Origin of the sequence: Micromonospora echinospora (genome assembly GCF_014203425.1) — a bacterium.
Lineage (GTDB): Bacteria > Actinomycetota > Actinomycetes > Mycobacteriales > Micromonosporaceae > Micromonospora > Micromonospora echinospora_A.
Genome location: NZ_JACHJC010000001.1, coordinates 4,765,964 through 4,787,662, shown reverse-complemented (window position 1 = coordinate 4,787,662; position 21,699 = coordinate 4,765,964). Strand labels below are relative to the sequence as shown.

General features: G+C 74.8%; 18 protein-coding genes. 5 read left to right on the top strand and 13 right to left on the bottom strand.

Going from position 1 to position 21,699, the window contains the following annotated elements:
• Positions 1 to 7: 7 nt before the first annotated feature.
• The gene (locus tag FHU28_RS22240; protein ID WP_260413076.1) at positions 8 to 1,564 is read right to left on the bottom strand and encodes a pyridoxal phosphate-dependent decarboxylase family protein; all 1,557 of its coding nucleotides are present in this window, start codon (positions 1,562 to 1,564) and stop codon (positions 8 to 10) included.
• A 228-nt stretch (positions 1,565 to 1,792) separates the two neighbouring features.
• On the opposite strand from FHU28_RS22240, the gene FHU28_RS22235 reads away from it, so the two are divergent.
• Both FHU28_RS22235 and FHU28_RS22230 read left to right on the top strand, forming a co-directional pair.
• Positions 1,793 to 3,829, top strand: a complete 2,037-nt coding sequence (locus FHU28_RS22235; RefSeq protein ID WP_184686418.1) for a penicillin acylase family protein — start codon at positions 1,793 to 1,795, stop codon at positions 3,827 to 3,829.
• Positions 3,826 to 4,383 (top strand): GNAT family N-acetyltransferase, encoded by a 558-nt coding sequence (locus FHU28_RS22230; protein ID WP_184686417.1) that lies wholly within the window; start codon positions 3,826 to 3,828, stop codon positions 4,381 to 4,383. The genes FHU28_RS22235 and FHU28_RS22230 overlap by 4 nt, the downstream gene beginning before the upstream one ends.
• A gap of 12 nt (positions 4,384 to 4,395) precedes the next feature.
• Here the strand turns inward: FHU28_RS22230 and FHU28_RS22225 are convergent, their stop codons facing one another.
• The gene (locus tag FHU28_RS22225) at positions 4,396 to 6,621 is read right to left on the bottom strand and encodes a hypothetical protein (protein ID WP_184686416.1); all 2,226 of its coding nucleotides are present in this window, start codon (positions 6,619 to 6,621) and stop codon (positions 4,396 to 4,398) included.
• A gap of 365 nt (positions 6,622 to 6,986) precedes the next feature.
• On the opposite strand from FHU28_RS22225, the gene FHU28_RS22215 reads away from it, so the two are divergent.
• Complete coding sequence (locus FHU28_RS22215) at positions 6,987 to 8,216, top strand: epoxide hydrolase family protein (RefSeq protein WP_184686415.1); 1,230 nt, start codon at positions 6,987 to 6,989, stop codon at positions 8,214 to 8,216.
• Positions 8,217 to 8,271: 55 nt separating this feature from the next.
• Here the strand turns inward: FHU28_RS22215 and FHU28_RS22210 are convergent, their stop codons facing one another.
• Together FHU28_RS22210 and FHU28_RS22205 are read right to left on the bottom strand one after the other, a co-directional pair.
• Positions 8,272 to 9,237: a golvesin C-terminal-like domain-containing protein gene (locus FHU28_RS22210; protein WP_184686414.1), complete on the bottom strand. Its 966-nt coding sequence runs from the start codon at positions 9,235 to 9,237 to the stop codon at positions 8,272 to 8,274.
• A complete protein-coding gene (locus tag FHU28_RS22205) occupies positions 9,237 to 9,389 on the bottom strand; it encodes a hypothetical protein (protein WP_174533668.1) in 153 nt (50 codons plus the stop codon). The genes FHU28_RS22210 and FHU28_RS22205 overlap by 1 nt, the downstream gene beginning before the upstream one ends.
• 209 nt (positions 9,390 to 9,598) lie before the next feature.
• Between FHU28_RS22205 and FHU28_RS22200 the strand changes: the two genes are divergently transcribed.
• Positions 9,599 to 10,858: a glycoside hydrolase domain-containing protein gene (locus FHU28_RS22200; protein ID WP_184686413.1), complete on the top strand. Its 1,260-nt coding sequence runs from the start codon at positions 9,599 to 9,601 to the stop codon at positions 10,856 to 10,858.
• A 54-nt stretch (positions 10,859 to 10,912) separates the two neighbouring features.
• On the opposite strand, the gene FHU28_RS22195 is transcribed toward FHU28_RS22200, so the two are convergent.
• The gene (locus tag FHU28_RS22195) at positions 10,913 to 11,803 is read right to left on the bottom strand and encodes an SGNH/GDSL hydrolase family protein (protein WP_184686412.1); all 891 of its coding nucleotides are present in this window, start codon (positions 11,801 to 11,803) and stop codon (positions 10,913 to 10,915) included.
• Positions 11,804 to 12,214: 411 nt separating this feature from the next.
• Between FHU28_RS22195 and FHU28_RS22190 the strand changes: the two genes are divergently transcribed.
• Entirely contained in the window at positions 12,215 to 13,288 is a 1,074-nt protein-coding gene (locus tag FHU28_RS22190; protein ID WP_116506516.1) for a hypothetical protein, read from the top strand.
• Between the two features lie 63 nt (positions 13,289 to 13,351).
• Here the strand turns inward: FHU28_RS22190 and FHU28_RS22185 are convergent, their stop codons facing one another.
• From FHU28_RS22185 to FHU28_RS22150, 8 genes are all read right to left on the bottom strand, one after another.
• Positions 13,352 to 15,205: an AfsR/SARP family transcriptional regulator gene (locus FHU28_RS22185; protein ID WP_184686411.1), complete on the bottom strand. Its 1,854-nt coding sequence runs from the start codon at positions 15,203 to 15,205 to the stop codon at positions 13,352 to 13,354.
• Positions 15,206 to 15,306: 101 nt separating this feature from the next.
• On the bottom strand, positions 15,307 to 16,263 hold the full coding sequence (locus FHU28_RS22180) for a Gfo/Idh/MocA family protein (protein WP_184686410.1): 957 nt from the start codon (positions 16,261 to 16,263) through the stop codon (positions 15,307 to 15,309).
• Positions 16,247 to 17,092: an inositol monophosphatase family protein gene (locus FHU28_RS22175; protein ID WP_184686409.1), complete on the bottom strand. Its 846-nt coding sequence runs from the start codon at positions 17,090 to 17,092 to the stop codon at positions 16,247 to 16,249. The genes FHU28_RS22180 and FHU28_RS22175 overlap by 17 nt, the downstream gene beginning before the upstream one ends.
• Positions 17,089 to 17,622 (bottom strand): flavin reductase family protein, encoded by a 534-nt coding sequence (locus FHU28_RS22170; protein WP_073828184.1) that lies wholly within the window; start codon positions 17,620 to 17,622, stop codon positions 17,089 to 17,091. The genes FHU28_RS22175 and FHU28_RS22170 overlap by 4 nt, the downstream gene beginning before the upstream one ends.
• Entirely contained in the window at positions 17,619 to 19,112 is a 1,494-nt protein-coding gene (locus FHU28_RS22165) for an amino acid adenylation domain-containing protein (protein WP_184686408.1), read from the bottom strand. Before FHU28_RS22165 ends, FHU28_RS22170 begins: the two co-directional genes overlap by 4 nt.
• Positions 19,113 to 19,178: 66 nt before the next feature.
• The gene (locus tag FHU28_RS22160; RefSeq protein WP_260413075.1) at positions 19,179 to 20,291 is read right to left on the bottom strand and encodes an acyl-CoA dehydrogenase family protein; all 1,113 of its coding nucleotides are present in this window, start codon (positions 20,289 to 20,291) and stop codon (positions 19,179 to 19,181) included.
• Positions 20,284 to 21,444 carry an acyl-CoA dehydrogenase family protein gene (locus FHU28_RS22155; protein ID WP_184686407.1) on the bottom strand — a complete coding sequence of 387 codons (1,161 nt, stop codon included), beginning with the start codon at positions 21,442 to 21,444 and terminating at the stop codon, positions 20,284 to 20,286. The genes FHU28_RS22160 and FHU28_RS22155 overlap by 8 nt, the downstream gene beginning before the upstream one ends.
• Positions 21,441 to 21,695 (bottom strand): phosphopantetheine-binding protein, encoded by a 255-nt coding sequence (locus FHU28_RS22150; protein ID WP_073828194.1) that lies wholly within the window; start codon positions 21,693 to 21,695, stop codon positions 21,441 to 21,443. The genes FHU28_RS22155 and FHU28_RS22150 overlap by 4 nt, the downstream gene beginning before the upstream one ends.
• Positions 21,696 to 21,699: the final 4 nt, after the last annotated feature.

Below are 21,699 nucleotides of genomic sequence, written 5' to 3'. Positions count from 1 at the left end.
ACGGGGGTCAGCCGACCGGGCAGGACAGCTCGGCGGCGGTCGCGGTCCGGGCGTACCAGGCGGCGTGGTCGGCGATGAGGTCCAGCACGTGGGCGACGTCGTCCACCGTGGTCTCGGGATTGAGCAGTGTGAGTTTCAGGTGGTGCGCGCCGTCGACCTTGGTGCCGGCGACCAGGGCGGCGCCGGAGGCGGCCAGCGCGTCGCGGGCGTGCAGGTTGGCCTCGTCGGCCAGGTCGGGGGCGAGCCCGGGTGGCCGGTAGCGGAAGACCACTGTGCTCAGCTGCGACTGTGCGGCCACCTCGAACCGGGGATCGGCGTCGAGGCGCCGCCACGCCTGCGCGGCGAGGTCGACGACCTGGTCGAACAGCTCGCCGACGGCGTCCGGCCCCATGATCCGCAGGGTCAGCCAGAGCTTGCAGGCGTCGAACCGGCGGGTCGTCTGGATGCTCTTGTCGACCTGGTTCGGGATGCCCTGCTCGACCGCGCGGGCCGGGTTGAGGTAGTCGGCGTGCCAGGTGGCGTGGCGCAGTGACCGGCCGTCGCGTACCAGCAGCGCGCTGGAGCTGACCGGCTGGAAGAACGACTTGTGGTAGTCGACTGTCACCGAGGTGGCCCGCTCGATGCCGTCGAGCAGGTGCCGGCGGGTGGGGGAGACGAGCAGCCCGCAGCCGTACGCGGCGTCGACGTGCATCCAGACGCCCGCGTCGGCGCAGATGTCGGCGATCTCCGGCAGCGGGTCGATGCTGCCGAAGTCGGTGGTGCCGGCGGTGGCGACCACTGCCATCACCACCTCGCCGTCGCGGTGGCAGCGGTCGATCGTGCGGGCCAGCTCGTCGGCGCGCATCCGGCGGCTCGCGTCGGTGGGCACGGTGAGCACCGCGTCGGCGGCCAGGCCGAGCAGCTTGGCGGCCTTCTGCACGCTGAAGTGCCCGGCCGCGGAGGTGATGACGCGCAGCCGGGACAGCACCTGAGGCCGGTCGGGCCGGGTGGCCGCGCCGCCCACCGCCCGGCGGTACGCCTCCTCCCGGGCGAGCAGCATGGCCTGGAGGTTCGACTGGGTGCCGCCGCTGGTGAACACGCCGTCGGCGGTCGGACCCAGCCCGATCCGCCCGGCCGTCCACTCGATCAGCCGCCGCTCCATCAGCGTGGCCCCCGCGCTCTGGTCCCAGGTGTCCAGTGAGGAGTTCACCGCGCTGAGCACCGCCTCGCCGAGCAGCGCCGGGATGACCACCGGGCAGTTGAGGTGGGCGAGGTAGCGCGGGTGGTGGAACCAGACCGCGTCGCGAAGCCACACGTCGTGCAGCTCGTCCAGAGCGGCGTCGGTGTCGCCCAGCGGCCGGTCGAGGTCGATGCCGCCGATGAGCGGCGCCAGCTCGTCGGGCGTGACGCCGGTGAACGGCGTGTCCACCTCACCCACCCGCCGGGCGACCCGGTCGACGCCGCGCGCCAGCACGTCCCGGTACCGCCCGAGCGAGCCGGCGTTGAACAGGTGGCCGCGGGCCGTGGCGGCGGCGCGGCCGGTGTCGGTGGGCGCGGCGCCGGTCGGGCTCCCGATCGAACTCATGCGACTTCCCAGCGGTCGTACGGACAGGGCGTGCGGCCAGAGCCGCGGCGATCAGGTTAGGTTAGGCTGGCCTAACTAGCAAGCGCGACTCGGGATGCTTTGTCCCGGATGTACCGCCGGTTGGCGCATCCCGCCAGTCGCGGTAAGGTCGCCGTCGGTTAGGGGAGGTTATCCTAAGTTGACTGTGGAACGGAACCGCCGCCCGAGGCGCCAGGGCGGGGCAAGACGGTGACGCGCGTCGATCGCGACAGGTGGGGCGTGCCGCAGCTGTGGGCCGGCGACGCCGACGCGCTGGCCCGCCTGCAGGGCCGGGTCGCCGCGACGGACCGGGCGTGGCAGATCAGCGTCGAACGATGGCGCGCCGAGGGCCGCCTGGCCGCCCACGTCGGCCCGTCCGAGCTGGCATGGGACCGGTTCGCCCGCCGCGTACGGCTCGACGACACCGCCCGGCGCTGCTACGAGCGGCTGGACCCGGACACCCGGCGATGGGTCGAGGCGTACGTCGACGGGGTCAACTCCGGACTCGCCGAGGGCGCCGCCGCCGCGCCCGAGTTCGCCGCCACCGGCAGCGCGCCCGAACCCTGGCGCCCCTGGTCGCCGCTCGGCGTCTTCCTCGTCCAGCACGTGCTCTTCTCCACCTTCCCGAACAAGCTCTGGCGCGCGCACGTGGCCCGCACGCTCGGCCCCGAAGCGGCCGGACTGTTCGCCGTGGAGGGACCGTCGTCGGCGGGCAGCAACGCCTGGGCGCTGCCCGCCGACCCGGCCACCGGGCGCGGCCCGCTGATCGCCGGGGACCCGCACCGGCTGCTCGAACTGCCCGGCGTCTACCAGCAGGTCCGGCTGGCCTGCCCGGAGTTCGACGTGGTCGGTCTCGCCTTCCCCGGCGTGCCGGGCCTGCCGCACTTCGGCCACACCGGGCGTGTCGCCTGGGCCGTCACCAACGCGATGGCCGACTACCAGGACCTCTACCGCGAGCGGCTGCGCCGCGACGGCGACCGGGTGCTGGCGCGCGACGTCGACGGCTGGACCCCGGTCTCGCGCCACGTCGAGGAGATCGAGGTTCGCGGCGGCGACCCGGAGACGGTCGAGGTGATCGAGACGCCGCGCGGCCCGGTGATCGACCACGACCGGGTCACCGGCGAGGCGATCGCGCTTCGCGCCCCGAGCCGGGTGGAGGCCCGGCTCGGCTTCGAGGCGCTGCTGCCGCTGCTGCGTGCCCGTCGTGCCGGGGACGTCGCCGACGCGCTGCGCCACTGGGTCGAGCCGGTCAACAGCGTGCTCGTCGCCGACACCGAGGGCGGCGTCCGCCGGCTGGTCGCCGGCCTGGTCCCGGTACGCGACGAGCGGTGCCGCCGGGAGCCGGTGCCGGCCTGGGAGCCGGCCTACCGGTGGCGGGGCGACTACCTGCCGCCGGTGGACGAGCCGGTCGACGGCGTGGCGGTGTGCGCCAACGACCGCCGCGACGACGTGGCCGCGCACGGCGACGACTTCGCCCCGCCGCACCGGGCGCGCCGGATCCGCGCGCTGCTCGCCGAGGGCGCCGAGGCGTCCGCAGTGCACACCGACGACCGGCTCCCGGCCGGACCGCTGTACCGGCTGCTCGACCGCCTCGACCCGGGCCGGCTCGACGAACCCGCCCGCGCGCTGCTGCGGCGGCTGCGCCAATGGGACCGCGCGATGGCGGCCGGATCGGCCGAGGCCGGCGCGTACGCGGCCTGGCGGGCGGCGTTGGCGCGGCGGCTGCGCGTACACCCGCTGTTGCGTGCCCTGGACGAGCCGTGCGGATTCGACGAGCTGTTCGCCCCCTGGACCGACCCGGCGGCCCGGATCGGCCTGGCGCTGGACCACCTCGCGGCCGGGTTCGACCTCGCGGAACCGGCGGCCGAGGCGCTGGCCGAGGTGGCCGCCGGTCCGGCGCCCGGCGCGTGGGGCAGCCGGCACCTGCTGCACCCGGTGCACCTGGGCGTCGACCCGGCGGTCACCGACGCGGTGACCGCGATGCGGGAGCGGGTGGCGCTGTCCGGCGACACCGACTGCGTGCTGGCGACCTCCAGCGTGCCGGGCGTCTCCGACGCCTGCTGGCGCGGCCCGGTGGCCCGCTACGTGTGGGACCTGACCGACCGGGCGGCCAGCCGCTGGGTCGTCCCGTTCGGCGCGTCCGGGCGCCCCGGGGACCCGCACTTCGCCGACCAACTGACCCACTGGGCCGCCGGGACGTTGATCCCGGTGCCCGCCGGCCCACTGACGGGAGACGAGACGACGTGATCCACCTGGAGCCGATCCCCGGCCTCGGCGAGCTGGCGCTGGAGCCGGTCCGCCCCGACCGGGACGCCGAACTGCTGCACGGCTGGGTGATCCGGCCCCGCAACCGGTTCTGGGGCATGGGCTCGCACACAGTCGACCAGGTACGCGAGATCTACGCGTTCGTCGACGGGCTGGACACCCACCACGCGTACCTGATCCGGCTCGACGGCGAGCCGATCGGGCTGTTCCAGACCTACCAGCCGGAGGCGGACCCGGTCGGCGAGCGGTATCCGGTGCGCCCCGGCGACGTGGGCGCGCACCTGCTGCTCGATCCGCCCCGGCGGTATCCGCGCGGCGTGACCAGCGCCGTCTTCCCGGCCCTGATGCGGTTCCTGCTGCGCGACCCGGCCGCGCGACGGATCGTGCTCGAACCGGACGTGCGAAACGACGCGATGCTGCGCCGGCTGCGGATCGAGGGCTTCACGCTCGGCGACGAGATCGACATGCCGGACAAGCGGGCCCGGCTGGCATTCCTGACCCGGGAACGGTTCGAGGCGGACCATCCGGCGCCGTGACCGGCGCGCCGGTCACGGCGCGGCGGCGCGCAGGCGAGCGGCCAGATCCCGCACCGCGGCGCCGTACGCCTGGTCGGACTCGGCCGGCCAGTGCCCCTTGATCGGCGGCGGGACGCTGTCCCCGGGCGGGGCGACCAGGCCGTCCGGATCCCGCAGCCGGCGGTCCACCGTGGCCGCCGGGCCGGTGATACCGGCCGGCTCGTCGGCGCGGTGCGGGGAGAAGATCCATCCGCCCACCGCGTCGGTGTCCCGCCACAGGTTGAGCCAGCGCCAGCCGACCCGGCCGCCGATGCCGCACAGCATCTCGTCGCCGACGTAGGCGGGGAACAGCCGGGCGTAGAGCCGGCGCAACGGGGAGCTGTAGGTGAGCAGCGCGACCCGCGCGCTGATCTCGGCGGGCAGTTGCAGGACGGTGGCGGCGACCAGCACCGAGCCGTGGCTGTACCCGGCGAGCAGCACGCCGTTGCCGCTCTGCACCAGGAACGTGATGCGCCGGGCCAGTTCCGGCACGGCCCGCTCGGCGTAGCAGGGCGGCGCGAACGGATGCGCGGACCGGGGCCAGAACGTCGCGAGGTCGAAGAGCACGCCGACGTGGCGCCGGAACCCGGGACTGCGGTAGGCGAAGACAGCGGCGACCACCACGGCGAGCACCGCCGCCGAGAGCGCCACACCGCCCACCTCGATGCCGAACATGACCAGTTCGGCCGGTACGTGCGTCCGGCGTTGCAGCGCCTCACCCGGGTCGGGGCGAAGCAACGCCATCGCGGTGGTCGCCGCGCCCGCCCCGGCCATGATCGCGAACAGGACCGCCAACGGCACCAGCAGGTCGGTGAACCGGGCCCGGACGATCGCCGCCCGGACCTGCCGCAGCCGGGGCGCCGCCTCGGCCGGTGGAGCCGGGAAGTCGCGCTCCACCACCGCCTGGGCGGCCCGTGTCCGGCCGCGCCGGGAGACCAGCGCCACCACGGCGGCGGCCACCAGCGTGACCAGCAACGCCCGGAAGAAGCCGTAGATCGCCCAGTCGTACGCGCGCGCCGGACCCGGCAGGGCGTCCGCCGGGGACCTGCCCCGGTCCAGCAGGTCGGCGGCGCGCTGGACCAGTTCGGCGGAGTACGCGACAGCGAGCCCACCCGCCGCCGCCGCGACCACGAGCGCGCCGAGTCCGTTGGGCGGCTGGTGACCGCGTGCCCGCAGGCGGTGCCAGAGCAGCACGACGCCCAGCGCGCCCAGCAGCACGGCGTGCGTCACCAGCAGCCAGGTCAGGATCGAGCCGTAACCGGGCAGGCCACCGTCGGCACGCCAGCGGGCGGGGGCGAACAGCAGGTGGCCGGCCACCGCGACGGTGAGGGCGATCGCGGTGGCGCGCAGCGCCCGGGCGATCCGGTCGCGTCGCGGGTCGCCGGGCGCCCGGTCGACGAGCGGCGGCACGCAGACCAGGACCACGCAGGCGAGCAGGACCGCGCCGGTCACCGCCAGCAGCGCCGCCACGGCGGGCGGGACGCCCTGCGCGGCCCGGGCGGCGAGGAGGCTGCCGTCGAGGGTGGCGAAGGCCGCCGCGATGTGGATCGAACGCAGCCGGCCCATCAGCGGCTCGGTGTCCCACTGCCCGATCGTGCTCAACGGTGGACCGGCGGACGCCCGCTCCGGCGCCCGGAACGCGGTGAACGAGCGGCCCGGCCGCCGGGCGCCCCACCAGAGCAGGCTCACCGCGGCGGACGGAACCAGCGCCAGCACCACGAGCCGCAGGCCCACCGGCCGGCCGCCCAGCCAGGACAGCCATTCGCGGTCGGACAGGCAGGCCGGGGAGGACAGGCACTGCCAGGCCACCAGGTCCAGCGCGACCCCGGCGCCGGCGAGCACGTACAGCGAGGTCAGGCTCAGCCCCAGCACCCGGCACAGCGCCCGTACCACCGCGCCGCCGAGCGCGTCGCCCGGACGCATCCACACGGCCACGTTGATCAGCATGAACGGAAACAGGAACAGCAGCGACAGGGTCCGCAGCGCGGTGCCGGAGGGCAGGTCGCTCCACCGGTACGCCTCCAGCGTCACGCCGCCCGTGCCGCGCTCGTCGGACAGGCCGGGACGGGGACGGTAGAAGCCGGCGCTGCGGTCGCCCGCCACCTGCCGTACCAGCGGCCGGTCCAGCACCTCGGCGGCGCCGGCCGAGGAGACGCCGTGCACCCGCAGCTCCACCACCTCGCCCGACGGGGCCTGCGCTCGCCCTGGTCCAGCCGTCATCGACCCTCCGCGCCGCCCTCGCCGCCTGCACGGCCCGCCCTCGGGCGGCGCAGCGTCCTACCCCGCCGGGCCGTCGGCAAACGCCGCGCGGATCCGGCGGGCGGCCGTTCGAAGCCGTGCCGTCCGGGTAACCGCCGCCGGACCGCCGAGGAAGGGAGCCGGGCATGACCGGCGCATCGCGTGACGGCCCTGCCGTGGCGACCCGGCTGCCGCCCGATAGGCGTCCGCCGACCGGGCGGCCATGATCCGGCTGGTCGACGGCGCGCCGCCGGGGGAGCACCGGCTCACCCTGCGCGCCGAGCGGCCCGGTCTCCGCGCGTACGTCTTCACGTTCGGTCCCTGACCCGACCCGAGGAGGACAGCCCGTGGCCGTCAAGACCCTGACGCCGACGCGTACCGGCACCGACATCCGCGAGTTCCGCGTCGACTTGCCGGAGGCGGACCTGCAGGACCTGCGGACCCGGCTCGCGGCCACCCGGTGGCCGGAGCGGCAGACAGTGGACGACCAGTCCCAGGGCGTGCCGCTGGAGACCAGCCAGGCGCTGGCCCGGTACTGGGCGACCGAGTACGACTGGCGCAAGGTCGAGGCGCGGCTCAACGCCCTGCCGAACTTCGTCACCGAGATCGACGGCCTGGACATCCACTTCATCCACGTCCGGTCCCGGCACGACGACGCGCTGCCGCTGATCGTCACCCACGGGTGGCCGGGGTCGGTGATCGAGCAGCTGAAGATCATCGGTCCGCTCACCGACCCGACCGCGCACGGCGGCCGCGCCTCGGACGCGTTCCACCTGGTCATCCCGTCGATGCCCGGCTACGGCTTCTCCGGCAAGCCGGACGGGCCCGGCTGGGACCCGCAGCACATCGCCCGCGCCTGGACCGAGCTGATGCGGCGGCTGGGCTACACCCGGTTCGTGGCCCAGGGCGGCGACTGGGGCGCGCTGATCACCGACATGCTCGGCGTGCAGGCGCCGCCGGAACTGGCCGGCATCCACACCAACATGCCCTGCGTGGTGCCGCCGGACATCGACGCGTTGCTGCAGCGCGGCATCACCGGCGTGAACAACCCCCTCGCGGAGTTGCCGGCCGGGCTCTCGGACGAGGAGCGGGCCGCCTGCGAGCGGATCGACTTCTTCTGGAAGCACTCCGCGTACGCGCTGATGATGACGACCCGTCCGGAGACGCTGACGGCGCTCGCCGACTCGCCGGCCGGGCTGGCGACGTTCATGCTCGACCACGACGCGGCCAGCCTGGACCTGATCTGCGCCGCCTTCGCCGGTCGCCCCGGCGGCCTGAGCCGCGACGACATCCTGGACAACGTCACGCTCTACTGGCTGACCAACACCGGCGTGTCCTCGGCCCGGCTGTACGCGCAGAACGCGCTGTCGTTCTTCGCCGCGAAGGGTGTGCAGGTGCCGGCCGCGGTGAGCCAGTTCCCGGAGGAGATCCTGCTCGCGCCGCGAAGCTGGGCGGAGCGGGCGTACCCGAACCTGATCCACTACAACCAGCTGGACCGGGGTGGGCACTTCGCCGCCTGGGAGCAGCCGGAGTTGTTCGCGCAGGAGATGCGGGCGGCCTTCCGGTCACTGCGCTGACCGACGACCGGACGCGGCCGGGTGGACGCCACCGGGCCGCGTCCGTACGCCCGGGTCAGACCTCGGTCAACCGGACCGCGTCGGCGATGACCAGGCCGGCGGCGGAGCTCCACCGGCTGACCGCCACCCGGTTGGCGTCCCCGGCCGGCAGCGTGAACGTGCCGAGCGAGCGCCACTGCCCGCCGGTCGCCCGCTGGTCGACGGTGACCGTCTTGTTGCCGGTGGTGGTGGCGACGATGTACGGCGTGGCCGCGTTGTAGCCCGCGTTCGCCGGCCACCACGCCTCGACCCGGTAGTTGCCGGTGCGCGGGACGTTGAACTTGTACCAGGCCGCGTCGCTCGCGGCGACCGGGTCCGCGTAGCGGTAGTCGGCGCCGTAGCGCTGCCCGGAGTACGTCGAGGTGCCCCAGTTGGCGCTGGCGGTGAACCGGCCCGCCGTGGCGTTGTCCACTATCGACGTCCAGCCGGTGCCGCCGCCGGCCATCTTGGCGGCCACGTCGGCGCGCATCGTGTTCAGGTCGATGAAGGACGGGTCGATCTTGCCGGTGGTGCTGGTCTCCCGGTGCCCGCGGGCGTAGCTGGAGTCCCGGCCGAGTCGCTTGAGCACGGCGGCGGTGGCGGCGATGCTCGCGTTGTACTGGGCGGTGGTCATCCGCTGGTCGACGCCGTTGTAGTCGATCTCCCACCCGATCATCAGGGTGTTGCCGTCGCCGACCGGGATCGGGCCGCTGCCGCCGCTGGTGCCGGCGTGGTTGCACCGGCCGGCCGAGATCACGTGGAACACGCCGTGGTAGTCCACGAGCGCCTGGCAGAGCGGGCCGGGCAGGTCGGACCGGCCGTTGATGCAGATGTTCAGCGCCGGGTGCGGGTTGGTGGCGCTGGACGTGGCCGCGGTGTGGTGCCACAGCACGCCGATCGGGTCGAACGAGCCGGAGCGCATCCGGTTGAGCCAGTCGCCCTCGACCACGACCTGCACGCCGGCGCCCCGCAGCACGTCCACCAGCCAGGGAATGGTGGCCATCACTGCTCCCGGAGCAGGTCGGCGAGGCACTCGGCCTTCGGCGCCGCGTGCGCCGCGCCGGGACGGACGGCCACGGTGACCGCGGCGGCCACCAGGGCGGGTACGCCGAGCAGACCTCGGCGTCGCAGACGGGGGGATCGTGACGTGGGCATGGCGCTCCTCGGGTGACGGCGCTTCACTGATCGACGCATGTGAGTGTTGGCACGCTATCCCGGCACCGGGTGCTTGTCGATACCCTTCAATGATCGTTTCCATTGTGAAAACTTTCGCCACGGCCATCTGTCGTCAACCGTCGATGCGTGGTAGAAATCCTGCCCAGGTCTCGCCGTCCGGCGGGGAATCCTTCACAGGAGGGGCGCCGATGAGAGCGATCACCACGGCCCTGACACTGCTCGCCGTGGTCGCGGCCGCGACCCTCCCGGCTCCGGCCGTCCCGGCCCGCGCCGGGACGACAGGCACCGCCGAGCCGGCCGTCGCGGCAGCGGTCGGCCCGCAGCCCGGCACCTTCACCGGCAAGGGCTTCGACACCTGCACCGCGCCGTCCCAGGCCGCGATGGACGCCTGGCTTGCCGCGTCGCCGTACCGCGCGGTCGGCGTCTACATCAGCGGCGGCAGCCGCACGTGCGCCCAGCCCAACCTGACCGCGACCTGGGTGGCCGACCAGACCCGCAAGGGCTGGCGGCTGATCCCGATCGAGCTGGGCTACCAGGCGCCGTGCGGCACCCGTACGCCGAAGATGTCCGCCGACCCGGCCACCGCCCGCGGGCAGGGCAGGACCGCGGCGGACAGCGCGGTCGCCGCGGCGGCGGCGCTCGGCATCGGCGCCGGCAGCACGCTCTACAACGACATCGAGCAGTACCCGACGAACGCCTCCTGCCGGGCCGCGGTGCTCTCCTTCCTCTCCGGCTGGGTCGAGCGCCTGCACACGCGCGGCTACCTCGCCGGCATGTACTCCAGCGGCTCGTCCGGTATCAAGGACGTCTGCGACGCCTACGACGACACCCGCTACCTGCGTCTGGACCAGATCTGGATCGCCTGGTGGAACGGCGTCGCGGACACCGACGGGGGCGCGTACTGCGCCGACGACCGGTACGCCGACCAGCAGCGCCTGCACCAGTACGCCGGGGACGTCACCGAGACGTGGGGCGGCGTGACCATGAAGATCGACCGCAACTACCTCGACGTCCGGGCCGGCACGGCGACGCCCGCGCCGTGGAGCGTGACAGTGGACAACGGCACCGCGGGCGGGTTCACCGCCGGCGCGGCGTGGGGCACCTCGGCGTACTCCGGGCAGCGGTACGGCGCCGACTACCGCTTCGCCACGCCGACGGCGGCGAGCGATGTCGCCTGGTACCGGGCGACCCTGCCGGTGACGGGCAGCTACGAGGTCTCGGTGTGGTACCCGGCCGACAGCGGCTACAACGACCGCACCCCGTACCTGGTGGTCACCACGACCGGAAACCGGACGGTGGCTGTCGACCAGCGCGCCGGCGGCGGACGCTGGGTCTCGCTCGGCGTGTTCACGCTCGCCGCCGGGACTGGCGACAAGGTCGGGGTCAGCCGCTGGAGCGCCGGGACCGGGTACGTGGTCGCCGACGCGGTCCGCATCACCCGGGTCTGAGCCGCGGGACGTGAGCCGGTCCCGCCGCGGCGGGACCGGCTCACCCGGGCCGGGTCAGTTCAGGTGCGCCAGCAGGGCGGTGGCCATGCCCTGCTCGCCCCGCGCGTTCGGGTGGAACGGCGCGGCGGAGTTCTGCGGCACCAGCCCCTCCACCCAGCGGGTGCCGCTGCTCTTGCACGCGTCCCGGCCGATCGACGGGGTGTAGACGTCGGCGTAGCTCGCCCCGCCCGCCGCCGCGGTGTCGGCGAGCATCGTGTTGAGCGCCTTCTGGACGCCACGCAGGTACGGCACGTCCTGGTAGGCGATCGGCACCACCGGCCAGCAGCCGTACCCGCTGTCGGGCAGGATCGCCGGGTAGCCGAGCACCACCACGCGCGCGTTCGGCGCGGCCTGGCGGACCGCCCGCAGCACCGCTGTCACCTTCGGCGCGGTGGCGGCGACCCGGGCCCGCAACTGGTCGGTGCCGCCCGCGGTGAACCGGTCCTTGCAGGGCGAGCCGAGGGGACTGCTCACGCTCGCCTCGGCGCAGTCGCCGATGATGCCGGAGAAGCCGATGTCGTTGCCGCCGATCTGGACTGTGACCAGCGTGGTGCCGGAGGTGACCGCGTTGACCTGCGGCGGCAGCGCGATCCCCAGCGCGCCGTCGCCGCCGTACAGGATGTCCTCGGTGGTGGCCCCGGAGCAGCTCACGTCGGCGAACGACGACGAGCCGGCGGACGCCGCGACCAGCGACGGGTAGTTGCGGTTGGAGCGCAGGCAGTTCAGGTCGACCTGGGTGGGCACGAGCGGGGCGGAGGTGTAGGAGTCGCCGAGCGCCACGTACCGCCCGGTGGGCGCGGCGGCGACGGCGGGTGCGGTGACCGCGAGCAGTACGCCGGCGGTGGCCGCGGCGACCGCGGCAAGTCGGGTGGCGGTCCGCATCAGCGGCAGGCGGGGACGGTTCATGGGGCCCTCCCGGAGGGGTCCTGGTGGTGGTGCTGGGATTCTGTCCACGCCTGTGACTTACGTCAATATAGACAGGGCTCATTAAAAGGTGTCCCGGGATGTGGTCCGGCGCCGCCCGGCGGGGGGTCGGGCATGCGGCTGCCGATGTTGCGTACGTCACACTTTTGGGCTGGCTCGGAGCCGGGTGCGGAGAGCGTGCCCACGGGTCGATTCGTTGCGGCGCAACGCTCCCCGGCGCCGTCATCCCTGGTGGGCGGGCCGGGGCCGGATTTGCGAAGGCACGCACCGGAGCCACCCCGGCACGGCTGGTAAACGACCGATCGAATGTCGGCGATCCTGGATTTGCAGCCGTCATTACGCTGCGAAGTGGTTGATCGCCGGAACCACGGACGACAGGTGGAAGAACCTCAGATGAGTGACAATCACCCTCCCTACGGAGGCTATCCGGACCCGAACGCCGGAGCGTGGGGCAACCAGCCCGACCCGAACGCCCCGTACGGCGCCCAGCCGGCCTCCGGCGCGCCCTACGGTTCGCCACCGGCGTCAGGTGCGCCCTACGGCTCGCCGCCGGCCTCCGGCGCGCCCTACGGATCACAGCCGGCCTCCGGCGCGCCGTACGGCGCCCAGCCCGCTTCCGGCGCGCCCTACGGATCACAGCCCGCCTCCGGCGCGCCGTACGGGGCGCCGCAGCCCGCGGTGTCGTACCCGGGGCAGGCCGGCTTCCCGCCGCCGGCCGCGCCCTACGCGCCCGGCACGCCGCAGGGCGGCGGCGGCAAGAGCAAGGGGCTGATCGTCGGCCTCGCCGCCGGCGCGGTCACGCTGACCCTGCTCTGCTGCGGCGGCGGCCTCGCCTACGTCGCCTTCAACGGCGACGAGGAGGACCCGAAGCCGGTGGCCTCGGGCAGCGCCACCCCCGGCCCGGACGGCAGCCCGTCCGCGACCCCCAGCGCTGACGGGCCGGAGTCGCCCGGGCCGGACGGCCCCGCCAACAACGACTCGATCACCGCGCGGTACGCCAGCGAGATGTCGGCGGTCTGCGACGGGGGAGCGATCCTCAACGCCGCCCCGTACACCGCGCCGGCGGGCTCGAAGGCGTACGTCTTCTCCAACTCCCCGGACCGGCCGACGTTCTGGTCGCAGAAGACGGTCAGCTCGGCCAAGCCCTACTACGCCAAGTCGGCGGACTTCGCCACCGTGTCGGTCATCGGCTGCCTCAAGATGGTCGAGGGCAGCGAGGGCACGCCGAAGAAGTGCCAGTACAAGAACAGCGAGGACAAGGTCGTCACCGTCGACTACATCTCCTCGCGGTACACGCTGACGTTCCACGCCGCCAAGACCGGCGAGAAGGTCGGTGACGGCGGCACGGTGACGGCCCCGGCCGCCCGCTGCCCGAGCTTCATCTCCTACAACAAGGTGACGATGAAGTCGTACGCGTCGCCGGACAGCGGCACCATCGAGGCCGCGCTGGACCGCTTCCTCAAGTGAGGAGACCCGGATCGGGGTGTGCGCGTCGGCTGACCCGCACACCCCGATCCGGCTTCCGGCGGGTCAGGTGGCCGGCAGCGGGCGGCCGTGCGCGTCCACACACTCGCGGGCGAAGAGCCGCAGCAGCTCCGGCAGGTGGAAGTGCTGGCCCGGATCGTCCGAGTCGACGGGCAGCAGCAGATTGTGCTGGACCAGGTGCTCCACCATCCGGTTGGCCTGCTGCCGGGGCAGGCGCAGGATCTCCACCGCGCTGGCCGGGGTGATGAACGAGCCGGCGCGGGCCAGCGCGCGCAGCGCCCGGCGGGCGTCGACGTCCAGCGCCTGGTAGCTGACCGAGAGGCTGCCGCGCACCGAGATGTCCCCGACGGCCAGCTCGGACAGCCGGTTCTCCTCGTCCTCCAGGTGCGCGGCGAAGCCGGGCAGGGCGACGTCGGGCTGGGTGACGAGCCGGCTGCCGACGATCCGCAGCGCCAGTGGCAGCCGGTCGCAGGCCGCGGCGATCCGGCCGAACACCTCCGGTTGCTCACGTACCCGGCGCTCACCGGCGATCGTGGCCAGCAGCTCCACCGCGTCGGCACGGTCGAGCGCGCCGAGCGTCAACCGCCAGCCGACGTCCAGGTCCAGCAGGCGCTGCCGGCTGTTGATCAGCACCAGGCTGCGGCCCGCCCCCGGCAGCAGCGGGCGCACCTGCTGCGCGCAGTCGACGTCGTCGATGATGAGCAGCAGCCGCCGGCCGGCGAGCGCGCACCGCAGCGCGGCGGAGCGCTCCCGGATGTCCTCGGACACGCCGGCCAGCGGTACACCCAGCTCGACGAGCAGCTCCCTGATCAGTTCCCCGCTGCCGCGGGGTGGCTCGTCGCTGCTGTCGAAGCTGACGAAGAGCTGACCGTCGGGAAAGAGGTCGGCCAGGTCGTACCCGCTGGACACGGAGAACGACGACTTGCCGACGCCCGGCGCGCCGGAGACGAGCACGACCCCGGCGTGCTCGTCGGTGCCGGCCGGGTCGGCGATCCCCTCGGCGATGGTGCGGAGCTGGCTGGCCGTGGTGTCCCGGCCGACCAGGGACGGCGGCTTCATCGGCAGGGCCTGCGGGCTCGGCGGCGGGCCGGGCGGCGCCGCGGGCCCGGCGCCGAGGGCCGCCGGCCAGCCGGACGGTGGCCGGACCTCGGCGGAGTCCCCGTCCAGCGCGGCCTGGAGGGCGCCCTGGAGGGTGGGACCGGGGTCGACGCCGAGCTCGTCGACGATGCCGCGCCGGGCCTGCTGGTACACGGCCAGCGCCTCGGCCACACGCCCCTCCAGCGTCAGCGCGGTCACCAGCTGCGCCTGCCAGCGTTCGTCGAGCGGCTCCTCGGCCACCATCCGGCGCAGCGACGGGATGACCCGGGCCGGCTGCCCCAGTCGCAGGCGCAGGTCGAACAGCTCGGTCGTGATCTCCCGGTGCTGCTCCCGCAGCGCCGTGACGTTCGCGCCCAGGTCGGTGCCCGGATCCGCCAGGTCCTCCAGCGGGTGCCCGCCCCACAGCTCGACCGCCCGGTCGAACAGCTCGGCGGCGGCCTCCGGCCGGTCCCCCCGCGCGGCCCGGCGGGCCTCGTCGGTGAGACGCCGGAACCGCAGCAGGTCCAGCTCGTCCTCGTCGACCCGCAGGTGGTAGCCGGTGCCGTCGTGGACCAGCCGGTCGGCCGAGTCGCCGCCGCGGTCCAGCGCCTGCCGCAGCCGGTGTACGTACGTCCGCAGGTTGCGTACCGCCGACGCGGGCGGCGAGTCCGGCCACAGGCCGTCGACCAGCCGGGAGGTGGCGACCGTGCGCCCCGGGCTCAGCAGCAGCACGGCGAGCAGGAGGCGGGGCTTGGTGCCGGTGAGCGTGACCGGGCGATCGTCCACGTGGAGGGCCAGCGGACCGAGGACACTGAATCGCATCGATGTATTCCCCCGCTCCGCAGTACCGTCCACAGTGTGGTGTACGGCTGGATTTCCCACCTTCGGCTGGGGAATACCTCGATCCCAGATGGTGCAAGTAGTCACCGAACGGTGTGTAATTCGTGACCCCGGGTGAGTTGCGCGGTCGCCCGGTGCGCCGCGTCGAGCACCGCCACCGCGTCCGCCACCCCGGCGCCCGCCGACCGGCCCGCGCGGACCAGCTCGGCGAAGTCCTCCGCCTGGCGCGCCAGGGCCGCGTACATGGTGGCGTCCCCGTCGGCCGGGTCGAGGAAGGTCAGCCGCTCGTGGTCCCGGGTGCCGAACACCTCCACCGTCGCCATGTCGCCGCCCCGGTGGTGCCGGCCGAGCGAGACCAGCGCGGTACCGCCGCCGGACAGGCCGAGCAACGCCTGCGCGCTGTCCACGTCCCGGCCGCGTACCGCCGGGTCGGTGACCGGACCGGCCGGCTGCGCGGCGACCCGGTCGATGTCCTGCCCGGTCAGCCACCGGATCTGGTCGAACTCGTGCACGCCCATGTCCACGAAGATCCCGCCGCTGCCGGTGCGGAACGCCGCCGCCGGCGGCTCGCCGTCCCACTGCGACGCGGCCACGAACAGGACCTCGCCGAGCGCGCCGCCGGCGATCCGCTCGCGCAGCCGGCGCAGCTGCGGGACGAACCGCCGCCAGTAGGCGACCTGGAACGGGATCCCGGCGGCGGCGGCCACCCGCCCCGCCTCCGCCGCCTCGGCCGGGTCGAGCCCGGCCGGCTTCTCGCACAGCACCGGCAGCCCGGCCTCGGCGGCGGCCGCGACCAGCTCGCCGTGCCGGCCGGTGGGCGCGGTCACCAGGAGACCGTCCGGCACGGCGTCCGCGAGCAGGTCCGCCACGCTCGGGTACGCGGGCAGCCCGGCCGCGGCGGCCTCCGCCCGTGCCGCCGGAACCGGGTCGACGACGTGCCGGATCCGGACCGTCCGGTGGTCGGCCAGGGCCCGCAGGTGGTGGCGGCCCATCCGGCCCGCTCCCACAAGTGCCAGCCGGAACTCATCGCTGCCTGTCATCGTCGGTTCCCTTCTTCTCGTCGGCGCCGTTCGTACGGTCGGGGCTCAGCCAGCCGGCCAGCGCGTCCACGACGGCCGGCGCGCCGGTGGCCAGGACCGCCAGCCCGTCGTGGCGCCACCGCCGGCTCACCCCGCCGGCGGCCTCGACCAGCGCGGTGCCGGCCGCGACGTCCCACGGCGCGGGGTCGAAGCTGACGAACGCGTCCAGTTCCCCCCGGGCCACCGCCGCCAGGTCGCAGACCGTGGAGCCGGAGTTGCGCAGGTCGGCGACGAGGGGCGCGACGCCGACGAGCGACTGGTACGCCCGCCGCCGCGGCCCGGGCGCGTTCGGCACCGCGAACGCCACCAGGGCGTGCCCCGGCGCGGCCTCCCGGTCGACGGTGACCGGGACGTCGCCGTCGAGCGCGCCGTCGCCGTCGAGCACCAGGCAGGCGCCGGTGGCCGGTTGCAGGATGGTGGCGGCGACCACCTGGCCGTCGCCGTCGTCGCAGCCGGTCGCCACCGCGATGCTCACCGCGTAGCGGCTCGCCCCGTGGCTGAAGTTCAGCGTGCCGTCGAGCGGGTCGACGATCCAGCGCAGGCCGGAGCAGCCGGCGCTGAGTCCGGACTCCTCGGCCAGGACGGCGTCCTGCGGCCGGTCGCGGGCGAGCAGGTCGAGGATGGCCCGTTCGCTGGCGTGGTCGGCGGTGGTCACCGGGTCCTGTGCCGCCCCGCCCTTGTGCATGGTCCGGAAGCCCTGGCTCCGCGCCTCGCGGATCGCGTCCGCCCCGGCCCGCGCGGCGCGCAGGCTCAGGTAGCGCAGGTCCCCGGGAGCGGCGCCGATGCTCATCGCGCCACCTGCGCTTCCGCCGGTGCGGCGACCCGCGCGTAGTGGCCGTCCACGAACAGCAGCGGCGGGGTCGGCCGGAGCAGGCCGGCGGAGCGGACCGCGCCGATCAGCACGGCGTGGTCACCGGCCGGGTCGGCGGAGACGGCCTCGCAGCCGAAGTACGCCACCCCGTCGGTCAGGCGCGGGCAGCCGGTCGCCCGCTCCGCGTCGTAGGTGACGCCGGTGAAGCCGTCGGCGCCGCTGGGCCGTCCCCGGCTGGCGAACCAGGCCGCCTCCGCGCGCTGGTCGTCGGCGAGCACTGTCACCGCGAAGCGCCCGGTACGCCGGACCGCGCCGAGCAGCCGGCAGTCCCGCCGCAGGCAGACCAGCAGCATCCGGGGCGACAGCGACACGGTGGTGAAGGAGTTCACCGTCATGCCCACCGGGCCGTCGGGTCCGACGGCCGTCGCCACCGCCACTCCGGTGGCGAACCGCCCGGCCACCGAACGGAACGCCCCTTCCTGCTCGTGTCCGTTTCCTGTCCCGGTCATCGTCGTTCTCCTCTCGTCGCGCTGCCGACCAGGTCGGCGGTCCGGCGTCGGTCGGTCTTGCCGTTGGCGTTCGTGGGAAGCGCGGCCACGTGGTGGATCCGGGCCGGCACCATGTAGCCGGGCAGCCGGTCCGCGCACCGGCGGGTCAACTCGGCGGTGATCCCGGCGGCGCCGGTGTAGACGGCTCGCAGGGCGACGTCGTCGCCCGCGCCGAACGCCAGCACCACCGCGTCCTGCACCCCCGGGTGGCCGCGCAGGACCATTTCGATCTCGCCGAGCTCGATCCGGTAGCCGCGCAGCTTGACCTGGTCGTCCAGGCGGCCGTGGTGCACGAGCGTGCCGTGCTCGCGGCGGACCCGGTCCCCGGTGCGGTAGTACCGGTGACCGGCGTACGTGACGAACCGGTCCTCGTCGTCGGCCGGGTCGAGGTAGCCGTCGAACCGCTGCGGCCCGTGCACGCACAGCTCGCCGTCGTCACCGCCGACGGTGCCGTCCTCGCCGCGCAGGATCGCGTCGAGCCCGGGGTGCGCGTCACCGATCGGCACGGTGCCGTTCGAGGTGGCCGGCCAGGCCGCCGGATCCGCCGGCAGCCGGTGACCGGTGCAGGTCACGGTCAGCTCGGTGGGCCCGTAGAGGTTCTCCACCCCGCTGCCCGGCGCCGCCGCGGCCCACGCCCGCGCCTGCTCCAGCGTCAGCGCCTCGCCGGCGAAGAGGCTGTGCCGCAGGCTCGGCATGGCGCCGGGAGAGAGCATCCGCATCCGGCGGGCCAGCGAGACCACCGAGGGCACCGAGAACCAGTGCGTGATCCGTCGTTCGTTGACGAACCGCACCGGCGTCAGCACCTCGTCGGGCTGCGGCACCACGAGCGTGGCGCCGCCGCCCCAGGCGACGAACAAGTCGAAGACGGACGGGTCGAAGGTCAGGTCGAAGGTCTGCGACAGCCGGTCGCCCGGGCCGACGGGGTAGCGGTCCCGGCAGTACGTGAGGAACGCGTCGACGTTGCGGTGCCGGATCGGCACGCCCTTGGGCCGCCCGGTCGACCCGGAGGTGAACAGCAGGTACGCCACGTCGTCCGGCGCCACCGGGGCGGTCGGCGGCGGGACGCCCGGTGCGCCGTCGAGGCGTACCGTCACGGCGCCGCCCGCGACCTGCGCCGCCGTCGCGGCGCCGGCGTCGTCGACCACCAGCGCGTCCACCCCCGCGTCCCGGCACAGCCGGGCGGTGCGGGCCGGCGGGAAGGCCGGGTTGAGCGGCACCACCACCGCTCCGGCGCGCAGCGCGGCCAGATAGCCGGCGTACGCGGGCAGGCTGCGGGCGGCCAGCAGGCCGACCGCGCGGGGGCGTCGGCCCACCTCGGCGTGGATCCGGCCGGCGAGGCCGTCGGCGAGGTCGCGCAGCCGGCGGTAGGTCACCGACTCCCCGCCGACCTCCAGCGCGACCGCCTCCGGCACCCGCGCCACGGTTCGCTCGAACCACTGGTAGAGACTCACGACGTTGCTCCCTTCGCTGTGCTGTCGTCGATCGGCGTCCCGCCGCCACCGGGCGCGGGACGCCCGTCAGGTCACCGCGCCGGCCAGCTCGTCGGCGTGGTCGGCGATGCCGGCGAGCATCGCTCCGGTTGCTCCACCGGCGATGCCGAACATGGCCGCCTCGGTGCGCAGCTGAGCCTCCCCGCCGTCGCGGAACGCGTCCGCGCCGCGCAGGCGCACCGCCTCGGCGGCGACCCGGTCCACGGTCTCGGCGGCGCTGACCTTCAGCAGCATCCCGGCGACCGCGGACGGGACGGCCGCCGGCGCGTCCAGCAGCGGCGCGCACAGCGCGTCGAGTTGGTGCACGGCGACCAGGCACCGGGCGTACCGCTCGCGGACCGCGGGGCGGTCCCACAGCGTGCCCGCCCCGGCCGGCCGCCGCCGCAGCCAGTCGCGCAGGCCCGTCAGCATCCGGTGGCACATCGCCCGGGCCCACAGCGCCCCGGCGACCCGTTCGACGCCGACCTGCCGGGCGAACCCGGCCAGCGCCCGGCCGGGGCGGCCCAGCACGGCGTCCGGGCCGAGCGCCACGCCGGCGAAGCGCAGGTGGCCCACGCCGGACCCGGCGAACGCCCGGCCGGCGGATCCGACTGTCACGCCGGGCGCGTCGGCCGGCACCAGCACCCAGCAGAAGCTGGTGAAGTGCCGCGCCTCGCGGTGCCGGGCCAGCACCAGCGCCGCGTCACAGCTCGTCGCGTTCGTGATCCAGTCCTTGCCCCCGTCCAGGACCGCGCCGTCGTCGCCCAGCTTCACCCGGGTCGCGGCGTCGAGCAGGTCCGAGCCCGACCCGGCGGCGTCGGTGACGGCCAGCGCCACCACGGTCTCGCCGCGCAGCATCCCGCGCCGCGCGCGCTCCGCCGGCCCGGTCGCGCCGGCCAGCAGCGGCAGCACCGTGGCGACCTGGACGCAGACCGACAGCGTCACGCCGAGCGGGCACCGGGCGTCCAGTTCGGTGAGCAGGGCCGACAGCCGCCGGGGGTCGGGCTGGACGCCGTCGCCGTAGAGCGCCTCGACGATCCCGGCGGCGCCCAGCGCGCGCCACACCGCACCCGGGTCGGTGGGGTCCACTCCGGACAGCGCGGCGCCCACCGGGGCGGCGTGGTCCCCGGCCGGCGTCGGTGTCGGTGTCGGCTCAGGCAAGACGCACCCCCGGGTCGCGCAGTGACAGCGCCCCGTTCGCCAGGCGCAGCCGGTCGTTCGCGTAGTTCAGCGAGGCCGAGCGCAGATCCCGGAACGTGCGCTCCAGCGCCAGCGGCGAGTCGGTCAGGTAGCCGTGGCGCAGGCCCGCCAGCTCGACCAGTTCGTGCGCGGCGGCGAAGGACTCCTCGGCCGCGCGGATCTTCAGCGTGTTGAGCAGCATCTGCACCGGCGCCGCCGACATGTCCGGCGCGTCGGTGACCACCGAGACGGTGTGCCGCAGCAGCGCGTGCGCCGCGTCCAGCCGGGCCCGGATCCCGGCCAGCCGCAGCAGCACCAGCTCGGAGGAGGGGGCGAACTGCCGCCGTCCCGCCTCGCTGCGGGCGTGCCGCAGCACCCGGGCGTACGCGCCGGCCGCCGCCCCGATCCAGGCCGCCGCCCAGCCGACGTGCGCCAGCGGCGCGAAGACAGTGGTGGCGATCTCCCGGAACCCGCCGTGTTCGCCGATCACCTGCCACTGCGGCACCGCGCCGCGCAGCCGCATCGGGACGCTGTGCGTGGCCCGCATGCCCAGCGGACGCCACCCGCCGGTCACCTCGACCTCCACCTGGTCCCGGTCGGCGTAGACCAGGTCCACCTGAGCCGCCGAGTCGGCACCCGGGGCGCGGGTGGTGATCAGGAAGGCGTCCGCGTACGGGCCGCCGGTGACGATCGGGGCCTGCCGGTCGACGCGCAGCATCTCGCCGTCGTGCTCCAGCGCCGACTCGGCGGTCAGCAGGTGACCGCCCTTGCCGGCCTCGGTGGTGACCGAGCCGAGATACCGCTCGCCCCGGGCCACCGACGGCAGCACCTCGGCGCGCAGCTTCTCCCCGCCGTACGCGGTGATCGCGGCGACCTGCTGGCAGTGCATGGCGAAGACCATCGCCACCGACATGTCCACCCGGCCCAGCGCCAGCGTGACGTCGACCAGGTCCGGCAGCGTTCCGCCGGCGCCGCCCTCGGCGACCGGGACCAGCAGCCCCAGCAGCCCGCTACGACGCATGGCGGCCAGCGCCTCGGTGGGGAAGGCCGCGGCCTCGTCGGCCTCCCGGGCGTGCTCCGCCGCGACGCCGGCGACGGTCTCGACGGCCGGGGCGTACCCGGCGACGGCCGTCATCGGGAACCACCGCCCACCGGCGTGCGCAGCTCCTCGACCACGCCCCACAGCCCGCCGGCGGTGGCGAACGTGGAGTCGACCAGCTTGTCGTCGGGCACAGCGACCCCGAACGTCTCCTCAATGGCGAAGAGCAGCTCGATCTCGCGCATGGAGTCCAGGCCGAGGTCGCGCAGCCGGGCGTCCTCGGTGATCTCGTCCGGGCCGGCGAACTTGAGGAACGGCCGGAGCAGCTCGGTGAATTCGGCGTTCATGACG

Coding starts and splice junctions, on each gene's coding strand:
- FHU28_RS22205 (WP_174533668.1), bottom strand. CDS start 9,389: ATGCCCACGTCACGATCCCCCCGTCTGCGACGCCGAGGTCTGCTCGGC.
- FHU28_RS22155 (WP_184686407.1), bottom strand. CDS start 21,444: ATGACGGCCGTCGCCGGGTACGCCCCGGCCGTCGAGACCGTCGCCGGC.
- FHU28_RS22170 (WP_073828184.1), bottom strand. CDS start 17,622: ATGACCGGGACAGGAAACGGACACGAGCAGGAAGGGGCGTTCCGTTCG.
- FHU28_RS22225 (WP_184686416.1), bottom strand. CDS start 6,621: ATGACGGCTGGACCAGGGCGAGCGCAGGCCCCGTCGGGCGAGGTGGTG.
- FHU28_RS22195 (WP_184686412.1), bottom strand. CDS start 11,803: ATGAACCGTCCCCGCCTGCCGCTGATGCGGACCGCCACCCGACTTGCC.
- FHU28_RS22185 (WP_184686411.1), bottom strand. CDS start 15,205: ATGCGATTCAGTGTCCTCGGTCCGCTGGCCCTCCACGTGGACGATCGC.
- FHU28_RS22240 (WP_260413076.1), bottom strand. CDS start 1,564: ATGAGTTCGATCGGGAGCCCGACCGGCGCCGCGCCCACCGACACCGGC.
- FHU28_RS22150 (WP_073828194.1), bottom strand. CDS start 21,695: ATGAACGCCGAATTCACCGAGCTGCTCCGGCCGTTCCTCAAGTTCGCC.
- FHU28_RS22200 (WP_184686413.1), top strand. CDS start 9,599: ATGAGAGCGATCACCACGGCCCTGACACTGCTCGCCGTGGTCGCGGCC.
- FHU28_RS22175 (WP_184686409.1), bottom strand. CDS start 17,092: ATGAGCATCGGCGCCGCTCCCGGGGACCTGCGCTACCTGAGCCTGCGC.
- FHU28_RS22210 (WP_184686414.1), bottom strand. CDS start 9,237: ATGGCCACCATTCCCTGGCTGGTGGACGTGCTGCGGGGCGCCGGCGTG.
- FHU28_RS22190 (WP_116506516.1), top strand. CDS start 12,215: ATGAGTGACAATCACCCTCCCTACGGAGGCTATCCGGACCCGAACGCC.
- FHU28_RS22180 (WP_184686410.1), bottom strand. CDS start 16,263: ATGACAGGCAGCGATGAGTTCCGGCTGGCACTTGTGGGAGCGGGCCGG.